Genomic DNA, 14581 nt, shown 5'->3' on the forward strand with positions numbered 1-14581 from the left:
ACCAAACATCCTGTATAAATTGGCATTCGAAAAATTGGCCGCCTTTCGGCGACCTTAAACACAGATTATCTTAACAAGACAACAATAAACAATAATCTAATATTGATTTATTGTAACAACTCTTCAGAAACATCTGGTTCATCACTTTTTTTCGCCTCACTTTCAACTTTAGCAGGCTCTTTATCTGCTGCAAACCCTTTAAGGCCAACCACATGAACATGTTCGTGATTTTGGAATACCTTACGAACCAGCTTATAGGTTGTTCCTTTCTCCGGACTAATATTTTCCGGAGCGGCGATCACCAGTTGCATCTCTAAACGATCGCAAAGCTCAAACAGTGTCGCAATAGAGTTAGCATCAAGACGCGCCGCCTCATCAAGGAACAACAGACGACATGGAGAAATATCTTTACCACGTAACCGTCTGGACTCCTCTTCCCAGCTCTGGACTACCATCACCAGAATCGACATACCGGTACCGATAGCTTCACCGGTTGATAACGCGCCACTTTCTGCACGCAACCAACCATCAGAACCACGATATACTTCAACTTCCAACTCAAGATAGTTACGGTAATCCAACAACTCTTCACCAATGGTTTGTGGTGTGCGCTGCCCCATATCGATATGCGGATTCAAACGCTGATAGAGTTTGGCTAAAGCTTCCGAGAAGGTTAAACGGTTACTGCTAAACAGATCCTGATGCTGCTCTTGCTGTTCTGACAACACCTCAAGCAATGTAGCATGAGCCTCACGCACATTAACATTCAGACGCACGCTCTTAACCTGACCAAAGGCTACGGCCTGCAAGCCCTGGTTCAGCATGCGAATACGGTTCTGTTCGCGCTGAATGGTTTTGCGGATAATGTTAGCCACACTCTTGGAACTAATGGCCAGCTTCTGCTCACGGGCAGTCAGCTCTTCCGTCAGACGAGCCAGTTCAATTTCCATTTGTTCAATGGCTTCAACCGGATCGTCGGTACGAATAATATCCTGACGAATACGCTCACGCAGATGCTGGTAAACCGCAATATAGAACTGAACTTTCCGTTCAGGACGTTTCGGATCTTCTGAGGCTCTGAGTACATCACGTAAATGTTCGTTATCAGCCACCGCCAGACGCAATGCACCTAATGCTTTATCCGACATTGAACGCAGCTCTTCTGCATCCATATAGGCTAACTCACGACGATGCAAGCGACGCTCGACATCATTATCTTTAACCAGACGCATCACCAGACACCAACCGGCTTTCGCGGTTACCACCTGTTCACGAATCTGATGATATTCACGTTCTGCTTTGCGTAAACGCTTCTGTAAATTGTCCATCTCGGCTTCACAGAAGGTAATTTGTTTTTCCAACTGATTACAGCGCTGACGATTTTGGTGCAGTCCGGCGTACAGCTCATCACGACGCTGTTTAGCTCTGGCCTCTGCATTTGGATCGGCCTGAACGCCAATATCTTGCAGTTCCTGCCCTAACTCTTTCAGCATATCGCGCTTAGCATCGTAAGAACTCTTAAGGGATGCTAATACCTGATTAAACTGTGCAGCCTGAGCCTGATAGGATTTTAACTGCTCTCTGGCGCGACTACGTTCGGTTTCCGCCTGTTCCAGACGCTGACGTAGCTTATCGTTTAAATCAGAGTTTTCCGTCAGCATACCGGCCGAATCGCTGTAGCTGAAATGAACCCGACGCTGTACCACTTCCGTCAATGCGAAAGCCTGTTGCTTGGCCTGGCGCTGTACAGTTTGTGCCTGAGCATAGCTGGCTTGTAAATTCTCATGTTGCGTTGGGTCGCTTTGTAGTACGGACACTAACGGCTCAAGTTTATTTAACGTGTTGCCATGCTGTTGAACATAGCGAGCGGCTTCCTGGGCCTCTTCCAGATCTTCCCGAATTACTTCAACACGCTCAATCAGGGAATCATCCCCCATCAGGTGTAACAGCGGCATGATGCGGTTTAACTGACTGATGCTCTCTTTGGTTTGATCAAGCTGCTGCTTATGTTGGCGCTCTTGCCCTTCATGACCATTCAGCTCGCGCTCAACCTCATTACGACGGGAAGTTAACTGACGAATCTCCGCTTCAGGGTCACTTTCAAACACCACAGAAAGATGGGTACCAACAAAACGGCTAAAGCTTTGGTGTAAACGTTGCGTTTTTTGAACATCAAAAGAGATTGTGGCATAACGCTCTGCCAGTTCTTCTCGTTCTGCACTCAACACTTCCAGACGGTTTTCACGCGCTGCCCGACCAAATAACGGCACTTCAGGGAAGCGTGAATAACGCCACTGGCGATCGGAAACTTTAACCACGATTGCGCCGGTCAATTCTTCCGCTTCAAATACGCTGTCATCAAATGATTGAGGATCTCCTTCAATCAAATACAGATCTTCAGGGCAATCTTCCAGAGAATCTAAGTGTTCACGTAACAGAGAAAGATCCGGTACTACGATACCGTGGCGAGCTGGTCCGTATAATGCGGAGAAATAAGGTGCATCATCCAGTACCACGTCATCATAAATTTCAGATAACAGCACACCACCAAAACGTTCAGCTAAAGCCAGCAGACGACTGTCTTCTGCACCGCTTGGTTGGCTCAGACGTTCAATTTGCTGTTCAACCAAACTCTTTTGCTGTGATATCTGGTCGCGCTCAACGGTGGTTTCACGTTCACGCTCCAGCAAATACTGCATTTGCTCGGTAATTTGAGCGCTGCTTTCCAGACTTTCACCGCACTGCTCGCTAAGCTGAGTAAGAGCATCCTGAGCCGCGATCCAAACTGGAGCTCTGTCAGATAGCTGCTTAATACGACTATTGGCTTGTTCCAGTTCCTGACGCAGCGTCATTCTCTGTTCACCAAAGCTGGCAGCGCCCTGAGACAACTCTTCCAGACGCATTTCCAGTTCGCTACGAACTTCCTCTAACTCTTCCAGTTGATAGTCTTGTCCGGCTTTTTTGCAGAACTCTTGCAATAAACGCTCTGCATCTTGTTGCTCACGTAAACGCTGCTCCAGCTCAGAGAGCTGAATGCGTAGCGCATTGACTCGCTCGGCCTGATGTTGCTGCGATGACCAGTCACGTAATAAATCTTTTGCAGTCTTCCAGGCATCAGCCCGACTGACTTCACCCGCCATTTTACACACCAGTTGATAAGCTTCTTCAAACTGGCTGTGTGCCGCATCGGCCACGCTAAGTTTTTGCTCCAACGCTAACAATGCTTCAGTAGCTTCTTGTTCACGAGCAGTAAAGGTCTCTAACCATTCATCGGCATTGTCTGCGGTCAGCTCAGGTAGCTGACACACTTCCCGTGCACGTTCCAGCGCGGTTAACGCCTGTTGATACTGAATAGCTCGGGTTTGCTGAACATCCAATGCTTGCTGATAGTCAGCCAGTTGGCTTTTTAGTTCATCAACTTCAAGCTCAGAACCTTCAGTACGAGCCTGATATTCCGCCAGTTGCTCATTGGATTCAGCAACAACTTCATTTTGCTCTTCCAAACGGTAAGTCAGCTCATCTAAATCGCTTTGATAGCGCTCGATCTTCTCCTGCTGACGCATTGCCGTTTGCACTAAATTGAGATGGTCACTGGCTGCCTGATAATCCATTTCAAGATCGGATTGTGCACCGGACTGCTCGGCCAGCTCCCGCGCCATTTCAACGTGACGATACTGTTCAGTAACCAATTGAGCACGGCTGGTAAGCAACTCGCGACGCAACACTAATGCGCCGTCAAGATGAACCCGACGTTCGTTGGCATGGCGCATATAATCCGCCGCTACATACGAGGTCGCTTCGGAGATCAGATGCTTAAACAGGTCGCGGTCAGATTGAGTGACTCGAATAGCCTCAAGCGTCATGCGGTTTTCCCGCAGCGCTGATTCCATATCCTGGAAGGCTTTACGTACCCCACTGTTTTCCGGTAACAGGTAATCCCGTAACGAACGGGTAATGGCACTGGAAATACCACCATACAACGAGGCTTCAATCAGACGATAGAACTTACTACGATCGGAAGAAGAGCGTAAACGCTTAGGAATAACGCCCAAATCAAACATTAGGGCGTGGTAATCAGCAATCGAGTTAAATTGCTTAAACTGAACCCCTTCAATGGCTTCAACCCGCTCTTTTAGCTCCGGCAGAGGTAAAACACGGGCCTGACGTTCACCAACGGTTTCGGTCAAAATTTGAGTTGGCTGTATCGCTGCCGGTAAACCAGAAATAGTAAAAGGTTTGATATCGACTTTCTTATCACGACCGGCAACCTGTTGTAAGCGAACCCCACAAATAACGCGTTGATGACGGGAGTTAACAACATCCAACGTGGCGTAACACACACCGGCTTTTAGCTTACCGTAAAGGCCCTTATCTCTGGAACCACTGGTAGCACCTGCCTCCGTGGTGTTACGGAAGTGAAGCAGCGTCAAATCGGGGATCAAAGCAGTAACGAAAGCCGCCATGGTGGTGGATTTCCCTGCCCCGTTACCACCTGAAAGTGTGGTGACTAACTCATCCAGATCAAAAGTACGGGCAAAAAAGCCATTCCAGTTGACCAATGTTAGCGAGCGAAATTTACCGCGTTCAATCATTCCTGTTCATCCTCCGCGCTATCCGCTACGTTTTCATTATTCTGGTCGTCATCAGACAGTGACAAACTGTTTTCCAGTGGCATTGCCTCACCATCACGAATCATGCGCAGTTGCGCTTCTCTTGGGTCATCACTGCTGCGAACATCCGCGCCAAAACGGAAAACTGCTTCGGTAATTCGAAATTTAGTACTGTCTGTTCCCATAAACGTCACCATGCCTAAACGACGCAGCCGGTTAAGAGAAGTCCGTACTTTTTCCTGTAGTTTTTGACGGTCAAGGTCAGAACCGGTAGAACGCTGGTTGACATATTTTAATAATTTGCTTTCATCCGCCAGCGAAATCAGCTCTTCATACAGCTCCTGACCGCTAAAAATGCCTTCCTGAGCTAATCGCTCCGGACTGAGGTAGAGATAACAAAGGATCTTACCTACCATCATATCCAGCTCGGACAGCACAGAACGAGAAATGAGCGTAGTAGAACGAGGGCGCAAATAGAAAAACCCTTCTGGTGCCCGAATTAACTCAACGTTATAGCGTTGATAAAACAACTCCAGCTCATCCTGATAGTCCATCAGAAAAGCATGATTATCCAGCTCATCAATGCCGATATGACGGCCAGAGCGTAATTGGCTATCAAGCGCCGGGAAAAGTGAGTTGGCGATTGCCTGAGCCAGCTTTGCCGGCATGATTTGTTCAATATTTGTCGATGACATGGGCCTGCACCTTGGCTCCGTAATCGTTAATCGACTGCCATTCGGCAGGCAATCCGGAGAAATCAGCATCTGCTACACCAAGTCTGACGGCCTGATCGACTAACAGTCGGGCTACGTCAAAGTGGCGGGAGCGTGGGAATTGAGTCAAATAGCTACGCATGACTGCACCAAGATCTAACGGTCGGGCATCCCGTCGATAGACCTCAAGAGCAACTTCAATATGCGCTGCGATTTGCTCTCGCATTTCAGTAAATTCTTCAAATTCTAAATCAGGCGGAAGCTCGCCGGTCACCTCTTCACTACGCAGAGCCAACTCTTCATCACGCATATCAAACAGACGTTCGGCATTGGCGTAAGTTAACGCCCATGGCTGGTCAAAGTAGGTTTGTAATGATTGGCGTAAGCGTTGAGAAAAGATTCGGTTTTTATCCATATCTATCGCAGTACGGATAAATTTATGAATATGACGATCGTAGCCAATCCACAGATCGATGGCCTGCTGCCCCCAACTGATAATACGATCCAGCTTGGACTGTAAATCCAATACCAATTTATCAACAAACAGCAGTTCAGAATTGTTCATTGTGGCATCCTGAATGCGCAATAAATTGGCCTGCAGTTTATCCCCTGCGGCTTCCAGCGTATCCTGTAATTCCCGCAGAGTACCGGAAGTTTCCATCAATAAGGCTTCACAGCTTGAAATAGCGGCACGCCAGTCTTTGCCTAACAGGGCCGCAATATCATCTTTTACGTTTTGCTGCTGCTCGTCCATTATGCGCTGGGTGAGATCAATACTGTCAAAAATTTCAGCAACCGAGTATTTAAGCGGAGCAAATACGTTTCGGTGCCAATGGAAATCATCACCGCCCTCTTCAGCTGCTTCGGCTGCCAGATTTAGTTCCTGGGCAACAATCGATAGCTGCATGGAGAGACGCAGTGAAGAGAATTCACGCTGACGAATATAATAATCCGTAATACCTATGCCTAAAGGCGTTAAACGATAGATAGCGTTGCCATCTGCCAGTTCACTGGTAAAACGGTTCAAAAGTCGTTGCTTCACCATATCGTTGATCGCATTGTTGGCACGCACGGCAATGGTTTCGTGAGTTTGCTCGAACCCTTTGCTAACGTGTCTGAATGCATCAACCAGCTCGCCTTCACTCATTTCACCATCCAGCCGATCGCTGTTCAGCGTGGCAATGGCTAATAAAAATGCCAGACGTTCTGTTGGTAACGACAATGAAAAATCATTTTTACGAGCCCAGGCGACCAGTTCCGGTACAGTCTGGGAAAAATCACTCATAGTTCATCCTTTACGTTCGACTCGTTTGGCTTTTGTGCTATCACATGAATATAACGTCCCAAACTGACAAACGGCTCTTGTCGGCAATAGCGCAATTCCAGTGCCAGCAAGGCAGCAAAATCCTGCTGCTGTTGTTGTTGTTTATTCTGTGCGTAATCATGAAAAACCCGGACTCCACTCTTGCAGATGGTAACCATCTGCATTTCATCCAACCAATTATAGACCTGCTGAGGTTCTAATGGTCGGTCAGGTGACAGTGTTCGCTTTTTCTTTTTTTGCATCCCGGCTTCAATATAGCCAAAATTACCTAACGTAATATTACGAAATAACAGTGCGTTATAATTGTAAAACATCAATGATAACATGCCCGCTGGTTGCAGACATTGGATCAGCGCTTCCAGCGTACCTCGCTGGTCCTGAACCCATTCTAAAACTGCGTGAAACAATACCAGATCTACCGGCTGTTCTAAATGATCTGATACATCCTTTGCAGCACAGTGAATAAATTGTATCTGTTGGCTCACACCTTTTTCTGCTGCGGCCAATTCTGCCCGCTTCAACATTTCGGCTGAAATATCACAGAAAATAACCTGATGCCCTCGCGCCGCCATCTCACAGGCCATAGCGCCTTCACCACCACCAGCATCAAGAATGCGCAATGGTCGCTGAGGCATCAGTGACAACAGATGTTCGAGATCCTGCCACAATACTGCCTGACGAATTTCGCCTTTTGTCGTGCCATAAATATTGCGAGAAAATTTTTCCGCAATATCATCAAAATTACGATCTTTGGTGGCTCTCAAATTGACTCCGCCAGACTTTATTACCATAACTCACAAATGAGTGTCTCATTATATCAGCCTGCTATTTTGACACAGGCTGATATAGAATAAATCTTATTCGTCCCGTCTGGATATTCAGATGATGTTTTTTTATACAAAAAACACCTATTTTTCGGAAAAAACATGCTATTTATTTTAAAAAAAATTATCGGCAACTTGCTTCTTCCCTTACCTTTTCTGCTACTGCTAATGGCCATCGCGCTGTTGTTACTTTGGTTTAGCCGTTGGCAAAAAAGCGCTAAAACACTACTTACGGTCAGTTGGCTTGGTTTATTGCTACTCAGTCTCCAACCGGTTGCTGACAGATTGTTGATGCCGATCGAAAATCAGTATGCTACTTATCAAAAAAATGAGCCTATTGACTATATTGTGGTTCTGGGCGGTGGCTATACTTACAATCCGGAATGGGCCCCAAGCTCTAATCTTTTTCCTAACAGTTTGCCAAGAGTCACCGAAGGTGTTCGTCTTTATCGCCAGCACCCTGGCGCTAAAATGATTTTTACCGGAGCAGAAGCTATTTCCAATCCTCTACCTAATGCCAAAGTCGCGGCATTAGTGGCAGAAAGTTTAGGTGTTCCTGAACAAGACATCATTGTCTTGCCACAGGCTAAAGATACGATAGAGGAAGCACAGGCAGTCGCTCAGATAGCACAGCAAAAAACACTCTTATTAGTGACCTCCGCTAACCACCTTCCCAGAGCAATGCGTATTTTTCAGAAAGAGGGATTAAATCCTATTCCAGCCCCAGCCAATCAGCTTGCAACATTAGGACCTCTCAATCCCTGGGAAAAAGCCTTCCCTTCTGCTTTCTATTTATCGCACAGCGAACGTGCATGGTACGAAACGCTGGGGAATTTATGGCTAACCATCAAAGAGTAGTCATTATGTAATTTGAATAAGCCGTTCGGAATCATCCTGAACGGCTTATCTTCTACTCAACCAGACCTTATTTATGACCTAATACTTCACGAACCCGAGCCAAATCTTCCGGAGTATCAACGCCCACTGAAGGTACTTCAATCGCGGCTTCAACGTGAATCTTTTCGCCGTACCATAACACTCTCAGTTGCTCCAGCATTTCTATTTGCTCAAGTGGGCTTGGTTCCCAGCTGATATAACGTCGAATAAAGCCTGCTCGGTAAGCATAAATACCTATATGGCGAAGATAGAAATCACCAATTTCCTTCTGAGAAACAGAAAAACGTTCGCGATCCCAGGGAATGGTTGCCCTTGAAAAATAGAGCGCATAGCCTTCACTGTTGATAACAACTTTAACCGCATTCGGGTTAAACGCTTCTTCAACAGATGTGATTGGCACTGCCAGCGTTGCCATACCGGCATCAGCACCAATCAGATTATGCGCAACCTGGCGAATAATCACCGGAGGCACTAATGGTTCATCACCCTGAACGTTAACAATAATTTCATCATCACCGAACTGATAACGCTCGATGACTTCGGCTAAACGCTCTGTTCCTGAATTATGATGCGGACTGGTAAGACAAACTTCACCACCGGCTGCTTCTACGGCTTTTTGTACATCGACATTGTCGGTTGCCACTATCACTCTGGAAGCGCCTGATTCCAGTGCTCTTTCCATAACGTGAACCACCATTGGCTTACCTGCGATATCCGCCAGTGGCTTACCAGGTAAACGAGTAGAAGCGTAACGAGCAGGGATAATTGCAATAAAACTCATGCTGTTTTCTCATCTAATGTCAGTTTGCGCGCTTCTGTTTCAAGCAATACAGGAATACCGTCACGAACAGCAAAAGCTAAACCATCAATCTTACAAATCAGTTCCTGATGTTCTTTATTAAATGTGAGTTTCCCATTACAAACCGGGCAAGCAATGATTTCCAGCAAACGATGATCCATGCACGACCTCTATTATCGGACGAGTAACATAACTTTGTGATGGGCAAGAATATCATATTTCACCCGAAGGTTTAATGATAAACGCCGTATGGATACTTGATTAAATAAGATGTGTTTTAGTTATTCAATAAAACCAGAGAGGGACTATTTCTTTTCAATTTTACTCATAATTAATGCTAACAACTTCTCCGCTCTTTCATCAGGAAGCAGAGCATTAACGGGTAAATACCACCAATTCTTTTGAGCAAAGGCCCGGCACTTTACCGCGTCTTTTTCTGTCATCAGCAGGCTTTGTTCTGGGTTGACCAACCTTGCCAATAAAGCCTCCGTGTATGTCTGATGATCGGCAAAAGCATGGGTTTGCTCAGGTTGCACATTGAGTGTGTTTAAGGTTTGAAAAAAACGAGGAGGATGACCGATTCCTGCCATTGCAATAACCCGGGTGAGCTCCACAGCCTGACAGCGATCACCACTCAGTAGATTAATTGCTTCGCCCGGTTTGAGCTCCATGGGTATTTCATTTTCCCATGCTTTTCCCCCATTGGTAATCACAGCATCAACCGAGCGTAAACGCCCTGCCCGTTCCCGCATGGGACCGGCAGGCAACCACCAGCCATTTCCAAAACGTCGAACGCCATCAACCACCACCAGTTCAACATCTCGCTGCAACGCATAATGTTGTAAACCATCATCAGTGATGATGACATCCAGTTTAAATTGATTAAGCAAGGCTTTAACCGCATCTGAACGCACAGGGGCAACGGCTACCGGTACACCGGTACGCTGATAGATAAGTACCGGCTCGTCTCCTGCAACTTCCGTTGTGGTGCTTTTATCCAACACCAGAGGATAGTATGCAGATTTTCCGCCATATCCCCGGGATACCACACCGACACGGACTCCCTCACGTTGTAAACTCTCTACTAGCCAAATCGCTACTGGGGTTTTTCCATTTCCGCCCGCGGTCAAATTGCCAACAACCACAACCGGTACCGGCGCTCGCCATGACTTTAACCAGCCACGACGATATCCAAGCTGTCTCAAAGCGCTAATCAAGCCATATAGCCAGGAAAGCGGCAACAGCAACAAATATAATTTGGATTTACCGGACCAGATGCGTTCAATCATTGGCTAAACTGCATCCGATGCAACTGGGCATAAACGCCACCATTCTTAATCAGCGTTTCATGATTACCGCGTTCGACAATACGTCCATCTTCTATCACCAGAATTTCATCTGCTTTTTCGATAGTGGACAGTCGGTGGGCTATCACCAGAGAAGTTCTATTTTTCTGTAGCTCATCTAATGCAGCCTGAATAGCGCGTTCTGATTCGGTATCCAGCGCTGAGGTAGCTTCATCAAGGATCAGTATTGGGCTATCTCTTAATAATGCTCGGGCAATAGCAATACGCTGGCGTTGCCCACCGGATAGCAACACCCCATTCTCACCAATCACCGTATCCAGGCCATTGTCCATCTTATTGATGAAATCCATGGCATAAGCCATGGTGGCAGCCTTTTCTATATCCTCACGAGAATATTCAGTGGTGCGGGCATAAGCGATATTATTAGCAATAGTGTCATTAAACAGATGAACGTTTTGAGAAACTACCGCCACCTGAGAACGCAACGATGCCAGGGTATATTCACGGATTTCATGACCATCAATCAGAATTTCACCTTCCTGAATGTCATAAAAACGCGTTAATAAATTAGCTATGGTTGATTTACCTGAACCAGAACGGCCGACTAATGCGACTGTCTTTCCGGCAGGGATTGTCAGATTGATATTTCTTAACGCGGGTTCATCTTTGGTTGGATAGGTAAATGTCACATTGCGTAGTTCAACATTACCCTGTACCCGATCGACTTTTAGGGTTCCGGTATCCTGTTCTGTTTCCATATCCAGAATGGCAAATAATGTCTGACAGGCAGCCATACCACGCTGAAATTGAGCATTAACGTTAGTTAGCGACTTAAGTGGCTTCATTAATGCCACCATTGAAGAGAACACCACGGTTATAGTACCCGCAGTCAACGTATCCATAATGCTCGGGAAGCTGGCAGCAAACAGCACCATCGCCAATGCCGTTGAGGCTATCAGTTGGACAATAGGATCGGATATAGCTGATGCAGCAACCATCTTCATGCCCTGTTGGCGCATTCTGTTACTGACTTTATTAAAACGATTGGTTTCTACATCCTGGCCGCCAAATAATAATACTTCTTTATGTCCTTTTAACATCTGCTCAGCGCTGGCGGTAACCTGCCCCATCGTGTTTTGCATATTTTTACTGATACTACGAAAACGTTTGGAAACAAAACGGATAACAAAAGACACAACCGGCGCCAGAATCACCAAAATTAAAGATAGCTGCCAGCTGTTATAAAACATGATGCCAAACAGCGCCAGAATATACGCGCCTTCACGTACCACCGTGATTAATGCACCGGAGGAAGAAGAAGCGACCTGCTCTGAATCGTAAGTAATACGAGACAGAAGCGTTCCCGTTGACTGTTGATCAAAAAAAGAAACTGGCATATTCATCATATGGCCAAAGAGTCGACGCCGAACGGTCATCACCACTTTGCCTGAAACCCACGATAAACAATAGGTTGATACATAGCTGGTAATGCCGCGCATGACCATCAGCCCAAGCACAACCAATGGCATCCAGACTAATACGCTGCTTCCCGTTTTACCAAAACCATCATCCAATAACGGTTTTAATAATGAGAGCATCATGGCATCAGTACCGGCATTCAAAATCAGCGCCACGGCAGCGACAATTAATCCGAGCTTAAATGGCTTAATCAATGGCCATAAACGACCAAATGTTTGCCACGTAGTTAGGTCTTTATCATTCAACATTAGTTACCAACATTATGCAAAATAGCGCGTTATTCTACTCATTATGAAGCAAAGAACCAAACCACTGGTGATACCAACGGGGCATAAAATGCTCTCTGAGGGTTAATATTCTATATTTATCTTTATAAAACAATACACTAACCTGACCGGATTTCGCAGTAGAAATCCACTCTACTTGGGCCTGTTTATAACGTTGTTCCACATTTTTAGCCGGAAGATGCCAGGGATTATAACGCGATACTGACGTTAATGTAGCCTGTGGATTAACCCTTTGTATAAAAGAGACAGTAGATGAACTTTTGCTGCCGTGGTGTGGCGTCTGTAAAATATCACTGCTTAACATATTGCCATAATGCTCAATCAGATTGAGTTCCTGAATACTTTCCAAATCTCCGGTTAACAATACGCTGTATTTATCATCGCTGATGCGTAATACACAAGAGTTGGCATTATATGAACGAGTAACCAAAACCGGAGGCCAAAGCACATTAAAGGTTAAACTTCCCCATTGCCAGCTATCCCCCTGTTGACAAGGTTTTCCTAATGAAATCACCGGGGTGCGTAACCAGGCTTCAGGATAGGCTTTCCGCAATATTTCCAAACCACCTATATGATCTAAATCCTGATGGCTGATAATTATGCCCAGCAGCGATAAACGATGCCAATTCAGAAATGGCAGAATCTCTTTCTCTGCCATGGAGCCACCATTCCTGCGATTACCAGTATCATAAATGATGGCCTGATCTCCCTGTCGAATAACCACGGCTAAACCATGACCAACATCCAACATATCAATCCGCCACTTTTCAGCAGGTTTCTGCCAAAACGGAACCAGAATAGCGATGAACGTTACCCAGGGGGTAAACAACCCACAGCGCCATAACCAGAGGCGCCAGAATATTATCAGTAGCCAGCCTAATCCGCTAAATAACAGCATTGAACTGGCAAAATTGCCCCATCCCTGATGCAACTCTTCCAATATAAGCAGTATGCCCGATAACGAGTAATCGGCAATCCACCAAAATAGCATTGCCAGTGATGGCAACCAATAAAAGAGTAGTGCCAATAATATTGCCGGAACGGTTACAAACGACACCACGGGTACTGCAACAAGATTGGCGGGTAAGGATGTCCAGCTAATGCCATGAAACATAAAAAGCTGCACCGGCATAAGTAGAATCATCATGGCTAATTGTAGATGCAACCAACGAGCCAGCACTCGATAACGAAAAGTTATCCAGTCAGGTAAAGGTACCCATTGAAACCAAAAAATCAGTCCGGCAACCGCCAGGCAGGATAACCATAAACTGTCTGAGAGAATCATCAGCGGATCGAATATCAATAACAGCGTAATGATGCGTAACCACACCTGCCACGGCGTCCAGTTAATACCTTTGGCTCGGAGTAACATCCAGAATGAAAGCGCTAAAAAGGCTCTTAGAGCGGGTGGATTAGCCCCCGATAGCCAAACGTATAACGTAGCCGTTACCCATCCCAGTAGTACCGGAAACCACAATCCTATATAACGATTGTAGAAAAAGTATTGTATACCTCTGGCTAAGACCCAACCCACCAGAGCGGCCAAAGAAATGTGCAAACCCGATATAGCCATCAAATGAGCGGTTCCCGTTTGTAAAAACAGTAACCTTCGTTCCGATGACATTCCTTCCCTCTCACCAAATGCGAGAGCGAGAATAATATCTCGTGTTATTAAAGGCGCTATAACTTGTTGCACCCGATTAATTAATTTCTGTCGGATATCTATCGATTCATCGAGCATTTTTGCGGATTTCACCTGCCCCACCAACGGTTGATGAATAGCTATAGCTCTACGTTGCTGGTCATACCCGCCCTGATTTAAACGACTGTGAACTGCCCGGAATAACAATTTTAACTGCCATTGCTGCCCTGCAGCCATTTGCCGGGCAATTACCTGATCGTTCATCGAAAAATGAAGTGGTAAAGTGAAAGATTCAGTCCATGGCAATAACTGACCATCTATCTGCTTCACCCGGAGCAACAGAGTCTGAGATTCTTGTGTATTTATCTGCGCGCTAACTATTTCTCCCTGAACCTGAGCTGTACGTCCGACATAACTATCAACCTGACGATAAACACCTTCTGCATACAGCGTACTCCATAAAAAACTGAGCAATACAATCGACAGGAGTCTTTGCTTATTTCCACGACACCCAGCACACAACAGAGTAATCACCGCAATCCCCCACCAAACTGATGAGGAAGGAAGCTGCGAAAGAAACAGCAAAGGTAAAGTACCAATAATCAACGCATATGAAATGAGATCGATTGAAAGTGCTGAACGCAAAATGGACATCCTTGAATAACACCTGATACAGCTTTGTTATTCAGCTTTATAAAC

10 protein-coding genes are annotated in these 14581 nt (G+C 45.9%); 1 reads left to right on the forward strand and 9 read right to left on the reverse strand.

Annotated features, from left to right (window positions below):
• Positions 1-107: 107 nt before the first annotated feature.
• Genes mukB through cmoM form a run of 4 tightly spaced genes read right to left on the reverse strand, consistent with a single transcriptional unit; the run spans position 108 to position 7411 of the window.
• Positions 108-4592 (reverse strand): chromosome partition protein MukB, encoded by a 4485-nt coding sequence (mukB, locus tag EKN56_RS04995; protein ID WP_130590800.1) that lies wholly within the window; start codon positions 4590-4592, stop codon positions 108-110.
• Positions 4589-5305 carry a chromosome partition protein MukE gene (mukE, locus tag EKN56_RS05000; protein ID WP_130590801.1) on the reverse strand — a complete coding sequence of 239 codons (717 nt, stop codon included), beginning with the start codon at positions 5303-5305 and terminating at the stop codon, positions 4589-4591. Before mukE ends, mukB begins: the two co-directional genes overlap by 4 nt.
• On the reverse strand, positions 5286-6608 hold the full coding sequence (gene mukF / locus EKN56_RS05005; protein WP_130590802.1) for a chromosome partition protein MukF: 1323 nt from the start codon (positions 6606-6608) through the stop codon (positions 5286-5288). Before mukF ends, mukE begins: the two co-directional genes overlap by 20 nt.
• A complete protein-coding gene (gene cmoM, locus EKN56_RS05010) occupies positions 6605-7411 on the reverse strand; it encodes a tRNA uridine 5-oxyacetic acid(34) methyltransferase CmoM (protein WP_246019968.1) in 807 nt (268 codons plus the stop codon). The genes mukF and cmoM overlap by 4 nt, the downstream gene beginning before the upstream one ends.
• A gap of 162 nt (positions 7412-7573) precedes the next feature.
• Here cmoM and elyC point away from each other — a divergent pair, with 162 nt between their 5' ends.
• Positions 7574-8329, forward strand: coding sequence for an envelope biogenesis factor ElyC (gene elyC / locus EKN56_RS05015; protein WP_130590804.1), 756 nt, complete (start codon positions 7574-7576; stop codon positions 8327-8329).
• Positions 8330-8396: 67 nt separating this feature from the next.
• On the opposite strand, the gene kdsB is transcribed toward elyC, so the two are convergent.
• The 5 genes from kdsB to EKN56_RS05040 all read right to left on the reverse strand — a co-directional run bounded on the left by kdsB (position 8397) and on the right by EKN56_RS05040 (position 14536).
• The gene (gene kdsB / locus EKN56_RS05020; RefSeq protein ID WP_130590805.1) at positions 8397-9149 is read right to left on the reverse strand and encodes a 3-deoxy-manno-octulosonate cytidylyltransferase; all 753 of its coding nucleotides are present in this window, start codon (positions 9147-9149) and stop codon (positions 8397-8399) included.
• Entirely contained in the window at positions 9146-9328 is a 183-nt protein-coding gene (locus EKN56_RS05025; protein WP_130590806.1) for a Trm112 family protein, read from the reverse strand. The genes kdsB and EKN56_RS05025 overlap by 4 nt, the downstream gene beginning before the upstream one ends.
• Positions 9329-9472: 144 nt before the next feature.
• Entirely contained in the window at positions 9473-10456 is a 984-nt protein-coding gene (lpxK, locus tag EKN56_RS05030; protein WP_130590807.1) for a tetraacyldisaccharide 4'-kinase, read from the reverse strand.
• Positions 10453-12201 carry a lipid A ABC transporter ATP-binding protein/permease MsbA gene (msbA, locus tag EKN56_RS05035; RefSeq protein WP_130590808.1) on the reverse strand — a complete coding sequence of 583 codons (1749 nt, stop codon included), beginning with the start codon at positions 12199-12201 and terminating at the stop codon, positions 10453-10455. The genes lpxK and msbA overlap by 4 nt, the downstream gene beginning before the upstream one ends.
• Before the next feature lie 34 nt (positions 12202-12235).
• Positions 12236-14536 (reverse strand): DNA internalization-related competence protein ComEC/Rec2, encoded by a 2301-nt coding sequence (locus tag EKN56_RS05040; RefSeq protein WP_130590809.1) that lies wholly within the window; start codon positions 14534-14536, stop codon positions 12236-12238.
• Positions 14537-14581: the final 45 nt, after the last annotated feature.

This window comes from Limnobaculum zhutongyuii, assembly GCF_004295645.1.
Taxonomy (GTDB): Bacteria; Pseudomonadota; Gammaproteobacteria; order Enterobacterales; family Enterobacteriaceae; genus Limnobaculum; species Limnobaculum zhutongyuii.